The sequence below is a fragment of the Pseudomonas fildesensis genome (assembly GCF_001050345.1).
Taxonomy (GTDB): Bacteria; Pseudomonadota; Gammaproteobacteria; order Pseudomonadales; family Pseudomonadaceae; genus Aquipseudomonas; species Aquipseudomonas fildesensis.
In genome coordinates this window covers 161,849-181,773 of sequence record NZ_LFMW01000004.1, presented here as the reverse complement: position 1 = coordinate 181,773, position 19,925 = coordinate 161,849, and the positions used below count along the sequence as shown (strand labels likewise).

Annotated in this window: 15 protein-coding genes; 4 read left to right on the top strand and 11 right to left on the bottom strand. The window is 61.5% G+C overall.

Annotated elements, in window-relative coordinates; translation table 11 throughout:
- Window positions 1-129: 129 nt before the first annotated feature.
- From ACR52_RS07220 to ACR52_RS07210, 3 genes are read left to right on the top strand one after another with little or no spacing between them, the layout of a single operon-like run.
- Window positions 130-2,235, top strand: coding sequence for a putative bifunctional diguanylate cyclase/phosphodiesterase (locus tag ACR52_RS07220; RefSeq protein ID WP_048722380.1), 2,106 nt, complete (start codon window positions 130-132; stop codon window positions 2,233-2,235).
- A 43-nt stretch (window positions 2,236-2,278) separates the two neighbouring features.
- Window positions 2,279-2,779: a M48 metallopeptidase family protein gene (locus ACR52_RS07215; protein WP_048722377.1), complete on the top strand. Its 501-nt coding sequence runs from the start codon at window positions 2,279-2,281 to the stop codon at window positions 2,777-2,779.
- Between the two features lie 17 nt (window positions 2,780-2,796).
- Window positions 2,797-3,093, top strand: a complete 297-nt coding sequence (locus tag ACR52_RS07210) for a winged helix-turn-helix domain-containing protein (RefSeq protein ID WP_048722374.1) — start codon at window positions 2,797-2,799, stop codon at window positions 3,091-3,093.
- Window positions 3,094-3,102: 9 nt separating this feature from the next.
- On the opposite strand, the gene ACR52_RS07205 is transcribed toward ACR52_RS07210, so the two are convergent.
- A complete protein-coding gene (locus ACR52_RS07205; RefSeq protein WP_048722371.1) occupies window positions 3,103-3,564 on the bottom strand; it encodes a GNAT family N-acetyltransferase in 462 nt (153 codons plus the stop codon).
- Window positions 3,565-3,765: 201 nt separating this feature from the next.
- Here ACR52_RS07205 and ACR52_RS07200 point away from each other — a divergent pair, with 201 nt between their 5' ends.
- Window positions 3,766-4,503: a substrate-binding periplasmic protein gene (locus ACR52_RS07200; protein WP_048722368.1), complete on the top strand. Its 738-nt coding sequence runs from the start codon at window positions 3,766-3,768 to the stop codon at window positions 4,501-4,503.
- A 232-nt stretch (window positions 4,504-4,735) separates the two neighbouring features.
- Here the strand turns inward: ACR52_RS07200 and yccS are convergent, their stop codons facing one another.
- The 10 genes from yccS to betI all read right to left on the bottom strand — a co-directional run bounded on the left by yccS (window position 4,736) and on the right by betI (window position 19,645).
- A complete protein-coding gene (yccS, locus tag ACR52_RS07195; RefSeq protein ID WP_048722365.1) occupies window positions 4,736-6,919 on the bottom strand; it encodes a YccS family putative transporter in 2,184 nt (727 codons plus the stop codon).
- Between the two features lie 220 nt (window positions 6,920-7,139).
- Window positions 7,140-8,318 carry a BaiN/RdsA family NAD(P)/FAD-dependent oxidoreductase gene (locus tag ACR52_RS07190; RefSeq protein WP_048722363.1) on the bottom strand — a complete coding sequence of 393 codons (1,179 nt, stop codon included), beginning with the start codon at window positions 8,316-8,318 and terminating at the stop codon, window positions 7,140-7,142.
- Window positions 8,319-8,454: 136 nt separating this feature from the next.
- Window positions 8,455-9,792, bottom strand: coding sequence for an ATP-dependent RNA helicase DbpA (dbpA, locus tag ACR52_RS07185; protein ID WP_236692124.1), 1,338 nt, complete (start codon window positions 9,790-9,792; stop codon window positions 8,455-8,457).
- 130 nt (window positions 9,793-9,922) lie between these two features.
- Window positions 9,923-11,350 carry a multidrug transporter subunit MdtD gene (mdtD, locus tag ACR52_RS07180; RefSeq protein ID WP_048722359.1) on the bottom strand — a complete coding sequence of 476 codons (1,428 nt, stop codon included), beginning with the start codon at window positions 11,348-11,350 and terminating at the stop codon, window positions 9,923-9,925.
- Between the two features lie 36 nt (window positions 11,351-11,386).
- A complete protein-coding gene (locus tag ACR52_RS07175; RefSeq protein ID WP_048722357.1) occupies window positions 11,387-12,277 on the bottom strand; it encodes an alpha/beta fold hydrolase in 891 nt (296 codons plus the stop codon).
- 267 nt (window positions 12,278-12,544) lie between these two features.
- Window positions 12,545-13,861 (bottom strand): TldD/PmbA family protein, encoded by a 1,317-nt coding sequence (locus ACR52_RS07170; protein ID WP_048722354.1) that lies wholly within the window; start codon window positions 13,859-13,861, stop codon window positions 12,545-12,547.
- Complete coding sequence (locus ACR52_RS07165) at window positions 13,861-15,303, bottom strand: TldD/PmbA family protein (protein ID WP_048722352.1); 1,443 nt, start codon at window positions 15,301-15,303, stop codon at window positions 13,861-13,863. The genes ACR52_RS07170 and ACR52_RS07165 overlap by 1 nt, the downstream gene beginning before the upstream one ends.
- Before the next feature lie 287 nt (window positions 15,304-15,590).
- Window positions 15,591-17,294, bottom strand: a complete 1,704-nt coding sequence (gene betA, locus ACR52_RS07160) for a choline dehydrogenase (RefSeq protein ID WP_048722350.1) — start codon at window positions 17,292-17,294, stop codon at window positions 15,591-15,593.
- 174 nt (window positions 17,295-17,468) lie between these two features.
- Complete coding sequence (gene betB / locus ACR52_RS07155; RefSeq protein WP_048722346.1) at window positions 17,469-18,941, bottom strand: betaine-aldehyde dehydrogenase; 1,473 nt, start codon at window positions 18,939-18,941, stop codon at window positions 17,469-17,471.
- A gap of 110 nt (window positions 18,942-19,051) precedes the next feature.
- Complete coding sequence (betI, locus tag ACR52_RS07150; RefSeq protein WP_010207128.1) at window positions 19,052-19,645, bottom strand: transcriptional regulator BetI; 594 nt, start codon at window positions 19,643-19,645, stop codon at window positions 19,052-19,054.
- Window positions 19,646-19,925: the final 280 nt, after the last annotated feature.

The following is a 19,925-nucleotide window of genomic DNA, read 5'->3' as shown; positions in this document are numbered from 1 at the left end:
GCTTTGGCGCAATGATGGCACCCACGTCACTTCTGATTTTTCGGATCCGAGGCTAGAGTGAGGCCTCAGAGTTTGTCCGGGTTTGCTGTCAGAAGTGACCGGGGTAACTCCTTAAGGAAGAGACGTAGCATGGAATGCGCTCCACACCACGGCGATGGCGGTTCGGTTCTTTTGGTGGTCGATGACTACCCGGAAAACCTGGTCAGCATGCGCGCACTTTTACAGCGTGATGATTGGCAGGTGATAACCGCCGTTTCTGGCCTGGAAGCCCTGGAATTACTGCTGCAACACGAAGTCGACCTGGTGCTGCTCGACGTGATGATGCCCGGCATGGACGGCTTCGAAGTCGCCCGCTTGATGCGCGGCAGCCAGCGCACCCGCATGACACCGATCATCTTCCTTAGCGCCAACGCCCAGTCACCCGCCGCCGTGCTGGAAGGCTATGCCAGCGGCGCCATCGACTACCTGTTCAAACCCTTCGACCCCAATATTCTCAAGCCCAAGGTCCAGGCGTTGCTGGAGCACCAGCGCAATCGCCGGGCGTTGCAACGCCTGAGCCATGACCTGGAATCCGCCCGGGCCTTCAACGCTTCGGTGTTGGATAACGCCGCCGAAGGCATCCTGGTCGTGAGTGAAGACGGCGTGATCGAGTACGCCAACCCGGCGATTTCACGCCTGCTCAATGCCACGACCCATGAGTTGCTGGGCCAGGAGTTTCTGCGGTTCCTGCAAAAACCCCATGTGCCCGCCTGGCAGGAATCGCAGATGTACGCCGGTTACCGCCAGGGCGAAACCTGGCGCCTGCACGATGCGATCCTGCGGACCAGCCGTGGCCAGCAGGTGCCGGTGGCGTTGTCCTGCGCCCCGTTGCCCGCCGAGCAGAAGGCCATGGTGGTGACGGTGCTGGACATGTCCGAAGTGCGGCACCTGCATCAACAGCTGGAGTTCCAGGCCGTCACCGACCCGCTGACCGGCCTGCTGAACCGACGGGGGTTCCATCAGGCGGTGGAAAACAGTTTGCTGCGCAGTGAGCGGGACGAGGAGTGCCTGGTGTTGCTGTACCTGGACCTTGACGGCTTCAAGCGGGTCAATGATTCACTGGGGCATGACGCCGGGGATCGGGTGCTGCGCTGGGTGTCGGAGCAATTGCAGGGTTGCCTGCGTTCCTGCGACATTCTCGGACGCATCGGCGGCGATGAATTCACTGTGTTGTTGGCGTTGGAGTTTCCGGAGCAAGCGGCGAAAATTTCGGAAAAACTGATCGAGCGGGTATCGATTTGCCATCAGGTCGACGGTTTGGATGTGATGCTCGGGGTCAGCATCGGCATCGCCACCTTCCCGGACTGTGGCTCCGATTTGAACGGTCTGCTGCGTGCGGCTGACATCGCCATGTACGAAGCCAAGCGCGCGGGGCGTCAGCAATATCGCTATTACGATCAGGAAATGAACGGTCGTGCCCGATCGCGACTGATGCTTGAAGACAGTGTGCGCAACGCGATCCAAAACAAGGAATTCACCTTGGTCTACCAGCCTCAAGTGTCCCTGGAGGACGGCCGTTTGCGCGGGGTCGAGGCGCTGTTGCGCTGGCAGCACCCGAGCGTCGGCGACGTGCCGCCGGGGCTGTTTTTGCCGCTGCTGGAGGAGGCCCGGCTGATCAGCCAGTTGAGCGCCTGGATTTATCAGCAAGTCGCCGCGCAGCGCCAGGCCTGGCAAGCCACCTTCGATGATGAATTGGTGCTGAGCGTGAGCCTGAGCAGCAGCCAGTTCAATATGCCCAACCTGGCAACCCAGCTGCAGCAGGTGCTTGAGCGACATGGGTTGCAGGGGCGGCAGTTGGAGGTGGAAATCAGCGAAGACAGCCTGATGAGTAACCTGGAAGAGTCCGCCAAGCAGCTCACACTGCTGCGTGGCATCGGCGTGCGTATCGCCCTGGATGACTTCGGTTCGGGCAACTGTTCTTTGGCCCACCTGCGCGACCTGGCGTTCGACACGCTCAAGCTTGACCCGCAATTGGTCGCGCACCTGCCGGGCTCGGCCCGGGATGCTGCGATGGCCCGTAGCATTATCGAGTTGTGCGGGCATTTTGGCGTGCTGGTGGTCGCCGAAGGCGTGGAGACGCTGGAGCAATCCCAGTGGCTCAAGGCCAACGGTTGCACGTTTATCCAGGGGGCATGGGCGGCGCAGCCGTTGATGGCCGAGGAAGTGGCCGACTGGTCGCGCGCCCGCGTGCGTTGAATTCGCTACACTGGCGCCCATCCGAACCCTGTTGCAGACCCCAATGACCGCGCTGAAATACCTCCAGGCCTACCCCCCAGCCCTCCAGGAGCAAGTGCGCCAACTGATCGCCAAGGACCAGTTGGGCGCCTATCTGGAGCAGCGTTACCCTGAACGCCACGCCGTGCAGAGCGACAAGGCTCTGTACAGCTACGCCCTGGCCTTGAAGCAGGAACACCTGCGGAACGCGCCGGCCATCGACAAAGTGCTGTTCGATAACCGCCTGGACCTTACCCATCGCGCCTTGGGTTTGCACACCACGATTTCCCGGGTGCAGGGCGGCAATCTGAAGTCCAAGAAAGAGATTCGCATTGCCGCCTTGTTCAAAGAGGCTGCGCCGGAATTTCTGCGCATGATCGTGGTGCACGAACTGGCGCACTTCAAGGAATCGGACCACAACAAGGCGTTCTATAAACTCTGTGAATACATGATGCCGGGCTACCACCAGGTGGAATTCGACCTGCGGGTGTACCTCACGTATCGCGATCTGCAAGGCAAGCCCTAAACACAAGGCGACCGACCATGGATGTGAGCAAGACCAAAAGCAGTTTCTACCGTCGCCTGTACGTGGCGTATTTGATCGACAGCCAGCAGGCCAGCAGCGTGCCGGCGTTGACCGACGTGACGGGCATGCCCCGGCGCACGGCGCAAGACACCATCGCGGCATTGGCCGACCTGGATATCGTGTGTGAGTTTGAACAGGAAGACGGTGCCCGCAACCATGCCGGGCACTATCGGATCCGCGATTGGGGGGCGATTGATCGGGGCTGGATCGAAGCGAACCTTTCCCAGATCAAGCGGGTTCTGGGTTACCCCTGACGCTTGCCTTCAGATCGGTAAGGCCTTGCGCATACCGATGTGGGGAATGTCGTCTTCCAGGTATTGCTCACCGTCCACGACAAATCCGTACCGCCCGTAATACCCCTGCAAATGCGCCTGGGCTGACAGAAAGATCGGTGTATCCGGCCAGATATCGTCAATCTGCTTGAGCGCCTCCTCCATCATCTGATGCCCCAGCCCGGTACCTCGTGCCACCTGCGCCACGATCACCCGGCCGATCACCACATCGCCGCCCTGTGATTCCGGGTCCAGCAGGCGCAGGTAGGCCACCAGTTCATCGCCTTGCCAGGCCATCAGGTGGTGGGTATCGCCGCCCAGGTCCTGCCCGTCGAGGTCCTGATAGACGCATTTTTGCTCGACAACGAAGACCTCGTTGCGCAGGCGCAAAATGGCGTACAGCTGCTCCTTGCCCAGGTCAGTGTGATGTTTGCAGACCCAATCGACTGTCATGGTGCACTCTCTTATAAATGGCTGTTTTGGATAGTAAGCGCGGCAGGCGTTTCTGTCTAAATCGGCTATTTTTGTGGATGACGTCAAATAGCCATCATTGTGTGCGTTCGCCGCCAGGTTCTTTGTGTAATCTGAGCTACTGTTAGATCCTCAGGCACTGCCTGAGCTAAGGCCACCGCCTGCCTGCCAAGGATTTTAAGCATGCCGCGACTCTCTCGTGCCGTTGCTTTGATTGGAGTGTTGTTGCTGGCCCAGCCAGCGTTTGCAGAGCGTCTGCGCCTGGTAGCGGATGCTTGGCCACCTTTTACCGATTCCACCTTGATCAATGGCGGGCTGGCCACTGATATCGTCAGCACTGCCCTGGCCCGCGCCGGTTACGCGAGTGATTTCGAACAGGTGCCCTGGGCCCGTGCGCTGATGGGAGTGGGCGATGGGCGCTATGACGTGCTGGTCAATGCCTGGTACGACGAAGCTCGCACGCAGTTGGGACAATTTTCCGGTGAGTACCTGCTCAATCGTGTGCGGTTTATCAAGCGCCGTGACGACCCCATCCAATTCCAGAACCTGGCGCAATTGCACGACTCTAGCATCGCGGTGGTGCGCGGTTATGCGTATTCGGCAGCGTTCGACCAGGACGCGCAGCTGAAAAAAATCCCTGTGCATAACTTCGCCATGGCCGTGCGCATGCTCGCGGCTGACCGAGTGAGGCTGACGCTGGAGGATGAATATGTTGCGCGCTATTACCTGGCGCGCGAATCGGCGCGGGTGCGCAATGCGGTTGAGTTTTTACCCATGCCGCTGAGTGAGAACAGCCTGCACATTCTGGTCAGCCTGAAAAATCCCCAGCATGAGCAGATCGTCGCCGGCTTCGACCGTGAGATTGCCAAGATGAAAGTTGACGGCAGTTATGCGCGTTTGATGAAACAGCACGGGATGTAGCGCATTTTGTGGTGAGCAGGTTTTTCGTGGCAAGCGGGTGTCCTGTGGCGAGCGGGCTTGCCCCGCGCTGGGCTGCGAAGCGGCCCCATCAGGGCCTCCCCGTTCTTTCAGGTAGAACTCATTGGCAGGTTTTGGGGCTGCTTCGCAGCCCAACGCGGGGCAAGCCCGCTCGCCACAGGAAGCCCGCTCGCCACAATTAGTGCATTTGCCACAAAAGCCCTTCAGCCATAGCTCAAGCCGCGCTGGTGTCTTTGATCAAATGCGCCGCCAGCGTCCGCAACGGCCCCAACTGCCGGCAAATCAACGCCAACTGCGTCTGCACCAACCGTTGCCCTTCATCAATCTCATCCGGCATCTGTTCCAGCTCTGCCGCCAGCGCCTCTTCAGCATCGCTTTGGATGGCAATCGGCTGCTTGTTGGCCAACCCCGTGGCGATCTCATCAATGCTCAGCGCCAGGATATGGCCGGCGCCGTTGATCAACTGCTCGCGCACCTCGGCCGGCAGCTGGGTTTCCCGATGCGCGCCGAGGCCCGACAGGTAGCTGAGCAAGGTGTGCGATAGCACCAGGAAGCGGAAGCCCACATCGGCTTCCTTCCTGAAGTGCCCCGGCTCCATGAGCATGTTTGCCAGGGTGGTGGACAGGGCTGCGTCGGCGTTGTGCGCATTGCGCCGGGCCAGGCGATAGGCCAGGTCGTCGCTCTTGCCGGCGGCGTATTGCTGCATGATCTGGCGCAGGTAGATGCTGTTGCAGGTCAGGGTGTTGGCCAGCACCTTGTTCAGGCGGCGGCCTTGCCAGTCCGGCAGGAAAAATACCACTGCCAGGCCGGCAATCACGCTGCCGAGCAAGGTGTCGAACAGCCGTGGCAGGAACAGCCCGTAACCATCGCCCACCTGATTGAAGCAGAACAGCACCATCAGCGTAATCGCGGCGGTGGCCAGGGTGTAGCGGGTGGTGCGGTTGATAAAGAACACCAGGCCGGCGGCGATGGCGAACATCGATTGCACCAGGGGGCTTGGGAACAGGTCGAACAGCGCCCAGGCTACGGTCAGGCCGATGGCCGTGCCGATGATCCGCTGGCCCAGCTTGCGCCGCGTGGCGCCGTAGTTGGGCTGGCAGACGAACAGGGTGGTCAGGATGATCCAGTAACCCTGGGACGCGTGGATCGCATGCAAGGTGCCATAGCCGATGGTCAACGCCAGTGAGAGGCGCAAGGCGTGGCGGAACAGCAGGGAAGTCGGCGTCAGTTGCGTGCGCAGGCGTGTCCACATTTCCTTGAGGTTACGTGGGGCGCGGTCGAGCAGGTTGCTGTCGGTGGCGTCGGCCAGCGCGTCGGGGTTGCTGGCGTCGCCCAGCAGGCGGTCGAGGGTCGACAGGTTGGCCGCCAGGGCGCGCAACGAGCGCAGCAGGCCGCGCCAGGCCGGGTTGCTCTGGATGCGCAGGTGTTCGAGGGAGGCGTTCAGGTCGCCCAGGGCTTCGGCGAAGCTGCCGTCATAAATGAACGGCTGACGCAGCTGGATCGACTCGGCCAGGGTTTGGCAGGCCTTGCCTTGCTGACGCAGCAGGCGTTGGCAGCGGAACAGCACGTCACTGTGGAAGAAGGCGTCGGCCAGAGCGTTGTAGGGGTAGTGGGACGAGCTGGCGCGTTCGTGGATGTCCTGGGCGAGGAAGTACAGCTTGAGGTAGCGACTGACCTTCGAGCCCGGTCGGCCATTGCCGACACGGTGCAGGATGATTTCCTTCGCCGCATTGAGTGCCGCCACCACCCGGCCATTTTGCTGGGCCAATTCCAGGCGGCGTGCTTCCACATCCAGTTGGCGGATCGGTTCGAACAACGAGGATTTGAGCTTGAGGTAACGCCCCAATTCGCGGAACAACCGCGCCAGGCTCTGCTGCACCGGCTGGTTGGAAAACAGCACCTGCCACAGCACCGACAGCGCCCCGTACCAGGCGGCACCGGCCACCAGCAGTAAGGGTTCGTGCCAGAAATCGCTGACGGCGCCACCGCGCTGGTCCACGCCGATCATGGTGTAGACCGACAGAATCAAGGTGGCCGAGGCAATCGCGCCGTAACGCTCGCCGAGGGCGCCGAGCATGGTCAGGCCGAAACTGGCCAGGGCCAGGGCAATCGCAAAAATCCAGGGGTAAGGGAACAGCAGCTCCACCGACAGCGCGGCGATGCTGAAACACACCAGCGTCACGGCGAGGGCATTGAGGCGGCCTTGCCAACTGTCATCGGTCTCGGCCAGGGCGCTGGCGATAATCCCCAGGAACAGCGGGATCAGCAGCGTCATTTCATCCTGATACCAGCACAGCGCCATGCTGCCGGTGAGGGCGATAAATACCCGAACGCTGTAGCTGAATTTATCCAGCGCCCACAGGCGCCGCATGGACTGCTTGAACGAGGTCGATGACATGAAGTCTGGAGTCTTCCGGAGCGGTGTCGCTAAATTGAGCTATCAAGGACGCCACGGCAAGGGTGGTGATCACATCTGACAGCAAATTATTCTCAGGCATACCGCAAATCAAAATGTGGGAGGGGGCTTGCCCCCGATTGCAGTGTGTCAGCCAGAACATCTGTGACTGATACACCGCTATCGGGGGCAAGCCCCCTCCCACATTTTTTACTGCGTCGTGTCAAACAAACTGCGCAGCAGCGTAGCCGGAGGCCCAGGCCCATTGGAAATTGAACCCGCCCAGATGTCCGGTCACATCCAACACTTCACCAATAAAGTACAAGCCCGGGCTTTTCAGCGATTCCATGGTCTTGGACGACACTTCGCGCGTGTCCACCCCGCCCAGCGTCACCTCGGCCGTGCGATAGCCTTCGGTGCCCGCCGGCACCAGTTGCCAGCTCGCCAGTTTGTGGGCGATATCGGCCACTTCGGCGTGGGTGTACTGCTTCATCGGCTTGGACTCGAACCAGGTTTCCGCCAGCAGGTTGGCCATTTTCTTGGTGAAGATCTCACCCAGCAGGGTTTTTAGCTCGCTGTTGGGACGCTCGACCTGCTGCTGTTGCAGCCAGGTGTGGGCGTCGTGGTCGGGTAGCAGGTTGATCTCGACCGTGTCGCCGGATTCCCAGTACGAGGAAATCTGCAAAATCGCCGGCCCGCTGAGGCCGCGGTGGGTAAACAGGATGTTTTCGCGAAAGCTCTGGTCGTTGCAGCTCACCAGGCAATCCACGGATGTGCCGGATAACTCGCCGCACAATTCCTTGAGCTGGTCGGTGATGGTGAACGGCACCAGCCCGGCGCGGGTCGGCAGCAGTTCATGGCCGAACTGTTTGGCCACCTGATAACCAAAACCGGTGGCGCCCAGGGTTGGGATCGACAAGCCACCGGTGGCGATCACCAGGGATTCGCAGCGCAGCTCACCCAGGGTGGTTTGCAACTGGTAGCCGCTGTCGAGCCTGGCGATTTCCTGGATAGACGTGTCCAGGTGCAGGCTCACGCCGGTCTGGATGCACTCATCCAGGAGCATGCCGAGGATGTCGCTGGACTTGTTATCGCAGAACAGCTGGCCGAGCTTCTTCTCGTGGTACGGCACGCCGTGCTTGGCGACCAGCCCGATAAAATCCCACTGGGTATAGCGGGCCAGGGCGGACTTGCAGAAGTGCGCGTTGTGCGAGAGGAAGTTGGCAGGCTCGGTGTACATATTGGTGAAATTGCAGCGGCCACCGCCGGACATCAGGATCTTTTTGCCGGCCTTGTTAGCGTGGTCGATCAACATCACCTTGCGCCCACGCCCGGCGGCGGTCAGCGCACACATCAAGCCTGCGGCGCCGGCGCCAATGATCACAACTTCGGTCGAGCGCAAAACGGTGTCCTCATACAAATTCTGATTTGGAATGCAGTCAAAAATGTGGGAGGGGGCTTGCTCCCGATGGCGGACTGAAGTGCGCCATCGGGAGCAAGCCCCCTCCCACATTGGATCTCCAGTGAATGGGAGATCGTTACAGGATACGCACGCGCAACGAGCGGCCTTTGATCTTGCCGTCATTCAAACGCTGCAACGCCTGCTTGGCGACGCTGCGCTCCACGGCCACGTAGGCCTGGAAGTCGAAAATCGCGATCTTGCCCACCTGCGCGCCTGGAATGCCGGCTTCACCGGTCAGTGCACCGAGGATGTCGCCCGGACGCACTTTGTCTTTACGCCCGGCGGCGATGCACAGGGTGCTCATGACCGGCAGCAGCGGGCCACCGCTCTGAGGCTTGAGGTTGTCCAACTGGTCCCAGTTCAGCGGCGATTTCTGCAACTGCTCGATGGCCTGGGCGCGGTGCGCTTCGGACGGCGCCACCAGGCTGATGGCGATGCCGGTCTCACCGGCGCGGCCGGTACGGCCTACACGGTGAATGTGAATTTCCGAGTCGCGGGCCAGTTCGACGTTGATCACCATGTCCAGCGAGTCAATGTCCAGGCCTCGGGCGGCAACGTCGGTGGCGACCAGTACCGAAGTACTGCGGTTGGCGAACATCGCCAGCACCTGGTCACGGTCGCGCTGTTCCAGGTCGCCATGCAGGCCGACGGCGGAAATGCCTTTGGAGGTCAGGTGATCCACGGTTTCCTGTACTTGCTGCTTGGTAAAGCAGAACGCAACGCAGGAGGCCGGGCGGAAGTGCGCCAGGACTTTGGTCACGGCTTCCATGCGCTCTTCAGGGGATATTTCGAAGAAGCGCTGCTCGATCTGGTCGTCGGAGTGGAACGCTTCGGCCTTCACTTGCTGCGGCGCGCGCATGAACTTGGAGGCCAGCTGCTTGATACTCACCGGGTAGGTGGCCGAGAACAGCAGGGTCTGGCGGCGGGCCGGGGTCTTGCTGATGATGTCTTCGATAGCGTCGTAGAAACCCATGTCGAGCATGCGGTCGGCTTCATCGAGGATCAGCGTGTTCAAGCCGTCCAGCACCAGCGAACCTTTGCGCAGGTGTTGCTGGATGCGGCCCGGCGTGCCGACGATGACGTGGGCGCCGTGCTCCAGGGAAGCGATCTGCGGGCCGAGGGACACGCCGCCGCACAGGGTCAGTACCTTGATGTTGTCTTCGGCACGGGCCAGGCGACGGATTTCCTTGGCGACCTGGTCGGCCAGTTCACGTGTTGGGCACATCACCAGGGCCTGGCAGCCGAAGTAGCGCGGGTTGATCGGGTTCAACAGGCCGATGCCGAAGGCGGCGGTCTTGCCGCTGCCGGTCTTGGCCTGGGCAATCAGGTCCAGCCCCTTGAGGATCACCGGCAAGCTTTGCGCCTGGATCTGCGTCATCTCGGCATAACCCAGCGAGTCGAGGTTAGCCAGCATGGCGGCGGAGAGCGGCAAAGTATTAAAAGCGGTGGCGATGGTAGTCACGGGACTGGCTCTGCAAAACAAAATGTCGCGCAGTGTACCAGCCCCGTGGGACTTTCCCTGCAAGTTCTCGACGAGACGCCTGCTAGTGCTCGATGTCGTGTTCGCGGCTGACCACCCGTTTGCCGTCTTTTGGCGACAATTGCAGGAAGATCGCCGCTGCCAGCATCGCCATGATGCCCACGGTGAGGAAGGTCAACTGGAACGCGCCGAGCACGCTTTCTACGCCATCGTTGCCGGTTTCGGCTGTAAACCCGCCGAGCAATGCACCTGCGCAGGCTACTCCCAGGCTCAGGGACAATTGCGCCACCACCGAGAGCAAACTGTTGCCGCTGCTGGCCTGGGCGTCGTCGAGGTCGATCAGGGTGACGGTGTTCATTGCGGTGAACTGCAAGGAGTTGATCGCCCCCAGCACTGCCAGCATCCCCAGCAGCAGCGGGTAGGGCGTGTTCTCGGTGACCAGGCCCATGCTTGCGAGCATCAAGCCGAGTGCAAGGGTGTTGCCGGTCAGCACCACGCGATAACCCAGGCGCTCGATCAGCGGCCGGGCGACGGACTTGGCCAGCATCGCCGCCGCAGCCAGGGGCAGCATGCTCATCCCGGCTTGGGACGGTGAATAGCCCAACGCCACCTGCAGCAGCAAAGGCACCAGAAACGGCAAGGCGCCGCTGCCCAGGCGCGCAAACAGGTTGCCCAGGATACCCACGGCAAAGGTGCGGGTCTTGAACAGTGCCGGTGAAAACAGCGGGTTTTCGATATGCCCGGCGCGCAGCCAATAAGCCGCCAAACACGCCAGCCCGCCGAACAGCAGCAACATCACCCGCAGGTGCGGCAGGTGCAGTTCGCCCAGGCCTTCCATGGCGATGGTGATCAGCACCATCGCCGCGCCGAACAGCAGAAAACCAATGCCATCAAAACGCGTGCGTTCGCTGCCGCGCAGGTCGGGGATGAACTTCCACACGGCGTAGCAGCCGATCATGCCCACCGGCAGGTTGATCAAAAAGATCCAGTGCCAGGTCAGGTATTGCACCATCCAGCCGCCCAGAGTGGGGCCGAGCAACGGGCCGAGCAGCCCGGGAATGGTGATAAAACCCATGATCCGCACCAGCTCGGAGCGGGGATAAGCGCGCAGTACCACCAGGCGCCCGACGGGCAGCATCAGCGCACCGCCCAAGCCCTGGATCACCCGCGCGCCCACCAGCATGGTCAAACTGCTCGATAACGCGCACAGCAAGGAGCCGATGCTGAACAGCATGATCGCGCCGAAGAAGATTTTTTTGGTGCCGAAGCGGTCGGCGATCCAGCCCGACGCCGGGATCAGCAAGGCGACGGTGAGCATGTAGGCGATCACCACCCCTTGCATGCGCAGCGGGTTTTCCGCCAAGTCCCGGGCCATGGCCGGCAGTGCCGTGTTGAGAATCGTCCCATCCAGCGATTGCATGAAGAAGGCAATCGCGACCACCCAGGGTAGCCAGCGGGCTGTCTTGGCGTCGAGAGGGGCGCGGTTGGGCATGGTTTACCTTTTTGTTAGCAGGCTATGTGTCGGCGATTATGCGCCATCCGTCGCTCCTTTTCCCACTGGCGGTTCGTCTAAATCCGACAGCGTTGCGTGCTCCCCCACCAGGAAATCCAACAGCGCACGGTGAACCGCCAGGGCGGCTTCGCGCGACTCCAGGTCCAGCAGATGGCCGGTATGTTCAGCGACGGCAAAGCTGCTGCGCCCCACGTATTGCTTGAACAGTTGGGCATCGGCGGCGGGGGTGTATTCGTCCAGCGCGCCGTTGAGGAAATGCACCGGCGTTTCAATCTGCGTGAGTTGCGGCAGGTAGTTGCCGTCGCCCAATGCCAGTACCTGGTGGATATGAAAGCGCGCCTGGCGGTACTCGTTGGTGGCCATGTTCGACAGGTGGCGATGGTTGTTGCGTTTGAGCCGGGGCGACAGGTACTTGCCCACCGTTTCGTTGAGCAAGTGGCCGACGGCGGATTTGTCATCGGCCTCGATCAGCACGCGCACCCGTTCCACGTAGTCGAGCATCGCCGGGTTGAGATTGGGCGCCAGGGCCATCACCACCGAGCTTTCGATGGACGGCGGGTTTTGCGCGAGGGTCAGCAGCGTGGAAATGCCGCCCCAGGAGGCCGATACCAAGTGGTTGACCTCAAAGCGTTCGACCAGGGCGCGAAGGATCTGCACCTCGTCGTCCTTGGTCACCAAGTCGAGGTCGGTGTTGTGCTCGCGCGAATAGCCGGAGAACGGCAGGTCGAACAGCAGCACATTGAAATGCTCGGCCAGGCATTTGCGGGTGCGGGCGAAGGACCGCGTGGTGGACAGCGCGCCATTGACCATCAGCACGGTTTTCTTGTGTGGGTCGAAACCCAACTGCTCTACGTGAACGTTGTAGTGCTTGAACAGCTTCTCTATGACAAAACTTCCATGGTTCATGTCAACGCTCCAGCTTGCCCAGATCCCGAGCAAGGTCGTGCAACACGTGCGGACACGTGGGGTTGGTGGCGGGGTGCCACTAACCTTTATAGCGAGGATTCTGGAGGGGAACAACAGGCCGAACGGCCAAAATAAGGAAGAAGAGAAGCTTCGTCGCAACGCAGGGGATTTCCCTGTAGGAGCCGGCTTGCCGGCGATGGCGTCCTTAAGAACAGTGCCCCGTTCGAGGGCCTCATCGCCGGCAAGCCGGCTCCTGCAGGGGTGGGGTTACAGGGTTAGCGTCAGGCGTTTGACCAGGGCCCCCGGCAACAGATTGGAAGCGGTGTTGCGCTGGCCGTAAGTGCTGGCCGACAGCAGCAGCTCCCGATCAGCCGTCAGGGCTTCGAGCTGGGAACCGAGCAGCTGATAGACGCTGTCATCAAAGCGCATCGTGCTGACCGGCGCCTTGATCTCGCCGTCCTCGACCCAGAACGTGGCGAAACGGGTCATGCCGGTCAGGCGTGCCGCTGGCAGGTCGGAGTAGTTCAGGTACCACAGGTTGCTGATGTACAGCCCGGTGCCCAACTGCTTGAGGATATCGGCCTGGGCCAAGGTGCCCGCCGCCACTTGCAAGGCGGTGGGGGATTCGTCGCTGCTGGCGCCGTTGGCGCTGAGGCCATATTCGGCGGCGCTGCGGGAATTCACCAGTTGGCCGCAGGCCTTGCCCGCGTTGATCAGCCGAACATCACCGCGCGGGTAGCCTTCCGTTGAGAACGCCTGGCTCAGGGAGCCGCTGATCTGTTCGTCCACCGTCAGTAGCGGGCTGAGGTGTTGTTCGCCGGCGTATAACCGTTGCAGCGAGCTGCCTTTGCTGGCGATGGCCTGGGCGGAAAAACCACCCCAGGTGATGATGCTGATGATCTCTTCCAGCGCCGCCGGGGCCAGGTAGGCGCGGTATTGGCCGGGCGCCAGCGTGTGCAGCGGGCGGCCGAGGAACTCCAGTTGTTCACGGGCCAATTGGACGCGAGCAGCGAACTCGGCACTGTCCCACGTGTGCCCGGCGTAGCTGGCTTTCACCGCTTCACCATTGGCGTGGAACAGGCTGAAGTCGAAGTTGAAGCTATTGGCCTGATGCCAGCCGAACGCCCCATTTGAACTGGCAAAGCCACGGCTGATCGGGCCGGCAGCGTAGAAGCCCACCAAGTCGACACCTTCTGCCGCCTGACTGATTTCTTTCAGCACCTGGGCCAGGTCGGGCAGCGGCCGGGCCTGTTCGTTGTGGCTTTGCCAAGCGTTGTGGTTCAGCAACAGGTACGGGTCGTGAGGCAGCAACGGCAAGGTTTCGCGCAGCTGTTGCAGGCCGGCGGCGAGGCGTTGGCGGTCTAGTGCAGGTGTGCCGGCAAGGGTGATGCCGAGGTCGGCATGGCGGCCGTTGTTGATCAGTTTGAGATTCAGGCTGGCCTGTTGCACCTGCCCGGCTTGACGCACCTTGGCGTGGTTGAAACGCACGAATTCGGACGATTCAGCGGCGTAGCCCAGGTGAAATTGTTCTTTGTCGGTGGTGGCCTGCTTGAGCCACTCCACCAATGCCTTGAAGGTGTTCATCAGGCATCTCCCCCAAATACGTCAACGTTACTGAACACACAGGCCGGCGTCGCATGGCCGACGCGGATGACCTGGTTGGGTTCGCCTTTGCCGCAGTTCGGCGTGCCCAGCACCTTGAAGGTGCTGGCGTCGCCCACGGCGCTGAGGTTGCGCCAGAACTGCGCGGAAATCGCGCGGTAGTTGGGGTTTTTCACCACGCCCTTGAGCTCGCCGTTTTCAATCAACTGGCCCCATTCGCAGCCGAACTGGAATTTGTTGCGCGCATCGTCAATGGACCACGAGCGGTTGGTCGACATCAGGATGCCGTTTTCGATACCGCCAATCAGTTGCGCCAGGCTCTTGTCGCCGGCTTCGATATTCAGGTTGGCCATGCGGTCGATCGGCGGGCGGTTCCAGCTGCTGGCGCGGCTGTTGGCCACGCCGCTCATGCCGGAGCGAAATTGCGACAGCGCGCCGCCCAACGGCTTGACCAGCAACCCTTCGCGGATCAGGAATTGTTTGCTGGCTGGAGTGCCGTCGTCGTCATGGCTGTAGCTGGCGAGCTGTTCGGGAATGTCCGGGTCGAACGTCACGTTGAGCAACGGTGAGCCGTATTGCAGATGGCCGAAGTCGCTGGCTTTCACAAAACTGGTACCGGCGTAATTACGCTCATCCCCCAGGATGCGGTCGAGTTCCAGGGGATGGCCGATGGATTCGTGGATCTGCAGGATCATCTGGTCGGGCATCAGCAGCAGATCGCGCGTGCCCTGGGGCGTGTTCGGCGCGAGCAGCAGTTGCAGGGCTTCGTCGGCGATGCGCGGTGCAGCACCGACCAGGCCGAAGCGGTTGATCACGTCAAAGCCGCCTTGCTGGCCGAAATTGCTGCCGCCGAGGGTGCGGGTCTGGCTGTCGTTGCCGTCGTAGGCCGTGACGTTGACGCCGGGGAACACAAAACGCTGGGCCTGGCGCAGTTCGGCGCCGGCATTGTTGAGGTAGATCTGCTCGACGTGGGTCAGGCCGAGGCTGACTTCCCAGTTCACCAGGCGATCGTCCTGGGGCACCGCGGCGGATTCATCGCCGAGCAGTTGGTAGCAATCGCTCAGGGAGGGGAAGGCTTGGGCAAGGTTGGGCGACAGGTAGTCGGCGACGTCGCTGGAGACGTGTTGGTCGCGCAGGTCGAGCAGGGCGTGGGGCAATATCTGCCGGGCTTGCTGTTCGGCACGCTCAAGGGCGGCTTGCAGGCCGGCCAGGGAAATATCGTGGGTGGCGGCGTAGGCTTCGACACCGTTGACGCGCACGGTGAGCATGGCGCCTTCGTCGTGGTTCAGGTGTGGCGGTTCAGCGACGTTTTTGCGTACCGAGAGGTAGTGGCCGGACTCGCGCACGTAGCGCAGGGAGAAGAAGTCGGCGGTGGTGCGCAGGGCACTGAAATGCTTTTTGAGGGTGGCGTGGTGTTCGAACATGGGGCCTTCCTTGTGGGCGGCTCATCGCGGGCAGGCAACAGAGTAGGCCTGGGGCGAGGAGCGGATCAAGGACAGGCGATTCTTTGTGGCAAGTGCCCCGTTGTGGCGAGCGGGCTTTATGTGGCGAGCGGGCTTGCCCCGCGTTGGGCTGCGCAGCTGCCCCAAAAATCCTGGGAGCGCTGCGCACTCCAACGCGGGGCAAGCCCGCTCGCCACAACAAGCCCGCTCGCCACAGGGGAGGGGTTTTGATCGTTCCCACGCTCTGCGTGGGAAAGATCAGTGGGGGGTTATTGCGTCAACGGGCCCACTTCACGCATCGGCTTGCCACGCACTGGCGCATCGCCTGCCACGTAGTAGTCGGCGGTGCTGCGCGACAGTGACTGGCGGCCACGGATCTTGTCGGCGATTTTCTCGGCGATCATGATCGTTGGCGCGTTCAGGTTGCCGGTGGTGATGATCGGCATGATCGACGCATCGACCACACGCAGGCCTTGCATGCCATGCACACGGCCTTCGCCATCCACTACGGCCATCTCGTCGGTGCCCATCTTGCACGAGCAGGACGGGTGGAACGCGGTTTCGGCGTGCTCGCGGATGAACGTGTCGAGTTGCTCATCGGTTTGCACGTCAATACCTGGGCTGATCTCGCGGCCACGGTATTGGTCCAGCGCCGGCTGCTGCATGATTTCACGGGTCAGGCGGATGCCATCGCGAAATTCCTGCCAGTCCTGCTCGGTGGCCATGTAGTTGAAGAGGATGCTCGGGTAGTCCCGTGGGTTCTTCGACTTCAGTTGCACGCGGCCACGGCTCGGTGAACGCATGGAGCCCATGTGCGCCTGGAAACCGTGTTCTTTCACACCGTTGCTGCCGTTGTAGTTAATCGCGACCGGCAGGAAGTGGTACTGGATGTTCGGCCAATCGAATTCTGGACGCGAACGGATGAAACCACCGGCTTCGAACTGGTTGCTGGCGCCGATGCCGGTGCCGTTGAACAGCCACTCGGCACCGATGGCCGGCTGGTTGTACCAGAGCAGCGACGGGTACAGCGACACCGGTTGGGTGCACGCGTATTGCAGGTACAGCTCAAGGTGGTCCTGCAGGTTTTCGCCGACGCCGGGCAGGTCATGGACCACCGGGATGTCGAGGCTTTCGAGCAGTTTGGCAGGACCCACGCCGGAGCGTTGCAGCAGTTGCGGCGAGGCGATGGCGCCGCTGCACACCAGCACTTCCTTACGGGCGCGGGCTTCCACGCGCTCTTCGGCGGCGCCGATCAGGTAACGCACGCCGACCGCACGCTTGCCTTCGAACAACACTTTGTCGGTGAGGGCGTGGGTGACGATGGTCAGGGTCGAACGCTTCTTGGCGGTGTCCAGGTAACCGCGTGCGGTGCTGGCGCGACGGCCGTTCGGCGTGACGGTACGGTCCATCGGGCCGAAGCCTTCTTGCTGGTAGCCGTTCAAGTCTTCGGTGCGCGGGTAACCGGCTTGCACGCCGGCTTCGACCATGGCGTGGAACAGCGGGTTGTTGCCGGCTTTGGGCGTGGTCACGCTGACCGGGCCTTCGCCACCGTGGTAGTCGTTGGGGCCGATGTCCCGAGTTTCAGCTTTTCTGAAATAGGGCAGGCAGTCCAGGTACGTCCAGTTTTCAAGCCCTGGAAGTTTTGCCCAGTTGTCGTAGTCCATCGCGTTGCCACGGATGTAGCACATGCCGTTGATCAAGGACGAGCCACCCAGGCCCTTGCCGCGACCGCATTCCATCCGGCGGCCGTCCATGTGTGGCTCTGGATCGGTTTCGTAGGCCCAGTTGTAGCGACGGCCTTGCAGCGGGAATGCCAGGGCGGCGGGCATCTGGGTACGGAAATCGAGACGGTAGTCAGGGCCGCCGGCTTCCAGCAGCAAAACGGTGACGCCTTCGTCTTCGGTCAGACGGGTCGCCAGGGTGTTACCGGCGGAGCCGGCACCCACAATGATGTAATCGTATTCTTGGGACATAAATGCACCCTCGTAAAATGTGGTTCAGGCTGATTTTGTGGCGAGGGAGCTTGTTGTGGCGAGCGAGCTTGCTCGCGCTGGAGTGCGTAGCGCTCCCAAGATTTTTGGGACTGCTACGCACTCCAGCGGGAGCAAGCTCCCTCGCCACAAAGGCGCACCCCTGGCTCCCGGGGGTTAGAACACCGAGGCGTAGTCGCCCAGCTCAACCTGTACCGATTTGATGCGGGTGAAGTTATTCAGCGAGCTGATCCCGTTCTCACGGCCAACACCCGACTGCTTGTAGCCGCCCACCGGCATCTTCGCGTCGGACTCGCCCCAGGCGTTGATCCAGCAGATACCGGCTTCCAGCTGATGAATCACGCGGTGGGCGCGGTTCAGGTCCTTGGTCACCAGGCCGGCGGCGAGGCCGAAGTCGGTGTCGTTGGCGCGACGGATCACTTCTTCTTCAGTCTCGTAGGTGAGGATGCTCATCACCGGGCCGAAGATTTCTTCACGGACGATGGTCATCTCGTCGGTGCAGTCGGTGAACACGGTCGGTGCCACGTAGGCGCCTTTGGCGAAGTCGCCGTCGGTCAGGCGGTCGCCGCCGCACAGCAGGCGGGCGCCTTGCTCTTTGCCCTTGGCGATGTAGCCCAGCACGCTTTCCATGTGGGCGAAGCTGACCAGCGGGCCGAAGTTGGTGTTGTCGTCTTGTGGGTCGCCAATGCGGATGCGCGCAACGCGCTCGGCGATCTTGGCTTCGAAGGCCGCTTGCAGGTGCTTGGGTACGAACACGCGAGTGCCGTTGGTGCAGACCTGACCGGAGCTGTAGAAGTTGGCCATCATCGCAATGTCGGCGGCGCGATCGAGGTCGGCGTCTTCGAACACGATCAGCGGGGACTTGCCGCCCAGTTCCATGGTCACTTCCTTGAGCGAGGAGCTCGAAGCGCTGGCCATGACTTTTTTGCCGGTGTCGGTGCCGCCAGTGAACGAGATTTTCTCGATGCGCGGGTGCTCGGTCAGCCAGGTGCCGACTTCACGGCCGCTGCCGGTCAGTACGTTGAACACGCCAGCCGGAACGCCGGCTTCGGTGTAGATCTCGGCCAGTTTCAGGGTGGTCAGCGAGGTGACTTCGCTTGGCTTGAAGATCATCGCGTTGCCGGCAGCCAGGGCCGGGGCGGATTTCCACAGGGCGATCTGGATCGGGTAGTTCCACGCGCCGATACCGGCGACTACGCCCAGCGGCTCGCGGCGGGTGTAGACGAACGAGGTGTCGCGCAGCGGGATCTGCTCGCCTTCGATGGCGGGCACCAGGCCTGCGTAGTATTCCAGTACGTCGGCGCCGGTAACGATGTCGACGTACTTGGTTTCGGAGAAAGCTTTACCGGTGTCCAGGGTTTCCAGGGCAGCCAGTTCATCGTTGCGCTCGCGCAGGATGTCGACGGCACGACGCAGGATGCGCGAACGCTCCATGGCGGTCATCGCGGCCCAGATCTTCTGGCCTTTTTCAGCGCTGACCACTGCACGTTCAACGTCATCGAACGTTGCGCGTTGCACTTGGGCGAGAACTTCACCGTTAGCCGGGTTGATGGCTTCGAAGGTGGCATCGCTGCCAGCGTCGCTGTAGCCGCCGTCAATGTAGAGTTTTTGCAGGTCGAAACGGGCCATAAAGTCCTCGCAAGTGCATAAGTGGTTGGCGTTACCCGCCGAAAAGTGGGCCATGAGGTTCTGGCAACACTGAGCGGCAGACGTTCAGGGGTTGAGCGTTTATAGGTGCTCTAACTCACCTGCTTGGCCAATTGGAAATCCATGTATTCGTAAGCGATCCGCTGCGCCTGCTCCGTGTCGAAAGCGTCTCCCGACAGGGCACCGCGCAACCACAAACCGTCGATCAGGGCTGCCAGGCCTCTGGCTGCTTTGCGTGCGTGCGGCAGCGGCAGCACTCGGCGGAACTGGCAGCACAGGTTGGAATACAGACGTTGATCGTTGATCCGCTGCAACCTGTGCAATGACGGGTGATGCATGCTGGTGGCCCAGAAGGCCAGCCAGGTTTTCATTGCCGGTCCGTTGACCTGGCTGGCGTCGAAGTTGCCCTCGATGATCACCCGAAGGTGCGCCCGTGGGCTGTCGTCCTTCAGCGCAAGCCTGCGTTCGTGGACGTTCTCGATCAGCACATTCATCAAGTACCGCATCGTCGCGGCGATCAGGCCGTTCTTGTCCTGAAAGTAGTGACTGATGATGCCGTTCGAGACACCGGCCAAACGGGCGATCAGCGCAATGCTGGCATCTCCCATTCCGACCTGATCGATGGCCGTCAGCGTGGCTTCGATCAACTGCTGGCGGCGTATGGGTTGCATACCGACCTTGGGCATGTAGCACCTCTCCTTAGGCCTGCGACGGGCGATGAACGTTCGTCGACTTGGTGGCCAGTCTATTTTGTTTTGATTGAACGTTCAATCAACAAAGAATAAGCTCTGCGACAAATGGTCGCTGCCTACAGGTATTTCCTACACGTGGGCGGCGACATCTGACACCTGCGAAAACCCTTGAAACAGGCCACATAAGGGCCTGGCACCGCCTCGGCGGGGCGCAGGGATTTTCGGGGTGTCTTTATAACACCCGTCCGTCGACTGCCGAAAAATCGATGTCCCG

Bases quoted from the DNA above. Each gene is read 5' to 3' on its own strand.
- ACR52_RS07220 (WP_048722380.1), top strand. From the start codon at position 130: ATGGAATGCGCTCCACACCACGGCGATGGCGGTTCGGTTCTTTTGGTG.
- ACR52_RS07215 (WP_048722377.1), top strand. From the start codon at position 2,279: ATGACCGCGCTGAAATACCTCCAGGCCTACCCCCCAGCCCTCCAGGAG.
- ACR52_RS07210 (WP_048722374.1), top strand. From the start codon at position 2,797: ATGGATGTGAGCAAGACCAAAAGCAGTTTCTACCGTCGCCTGTACGTG.
- ACR52_RS07205 (WP_048722371.1), bottom strand. From the start codon at position 3,564: ATGACAGTCGATTGGGTCTGCAAACATCACACTGACCTGGGCAAGGAG.
- ACR52_RS07200 (WP_048722368.1), top strand. From the start codon at position 3,766: ATGCCGCGACTCTCTCGTGCCGTTGCTTTGATTGGAGTGTTGTTGCTG.
- yccS (WP_048722365.1), bottom strand. From the start codon at position 6,919: ATGTCATCGACCTCGTTCAAGCAGTCCATGCGGCGCCTGTGGGCGCTG.
- dbpA (WP_236692124.1), bottom strand. From the start codon at position 9,792: ATGCTGGCTAACCTCGACTCGCTGGGTTATGCCGAGATGACGCAGATC.
- mdtD (WP_048722359.1), bottom strand. From the start codon at position 11,350: ATGCCCAACCGCGCCCCTCTCGACGCCAAGACAGCCCGCTGGCTACCC.
- ACR52_RS07175 (WP_048722357.1), bottom strand. From the start codon at position 12,277: ATGAACCATGGAAGTTTTGTCATAGAGAAGCTGTTCAAGCACTACAAC.
- ACR52_RS07170 (WP_048722354.1), bottom strand. From the start codon at position 13,861: ATGAACACCTTCAAGGCATTGGTGGAGTGGCTCAAGCAGGCCACCACC.
- ACR52_RS07165 (WP_048722352.1), bottom strand. From the start codon at position 15,303: ATGTTCGAACACCACGCCACCCTCAAAAAGCATTTCAGTGCCCTGCGC.
- betA (WP_048722350.1), bottom strand. From the start codon at position 17,294: ATGTCCCAAGAATACGATTACATCATTGTGGGTGCCGGCTCCGCCGGT.
- betB (WP_048722346.1), bottom strand. From the start codon at position 18,941: ATGGCCCGTTTCGACCTGCAAAAACTCTACATTGACGGCGGCTACAGC.
- betI (WP_010207128.1), bottom strand. From the start codon at position 19,645: ATGCCCAAGGTCGGTATGCAACCCATACGCCGCCAGCAGTTGATCGAA.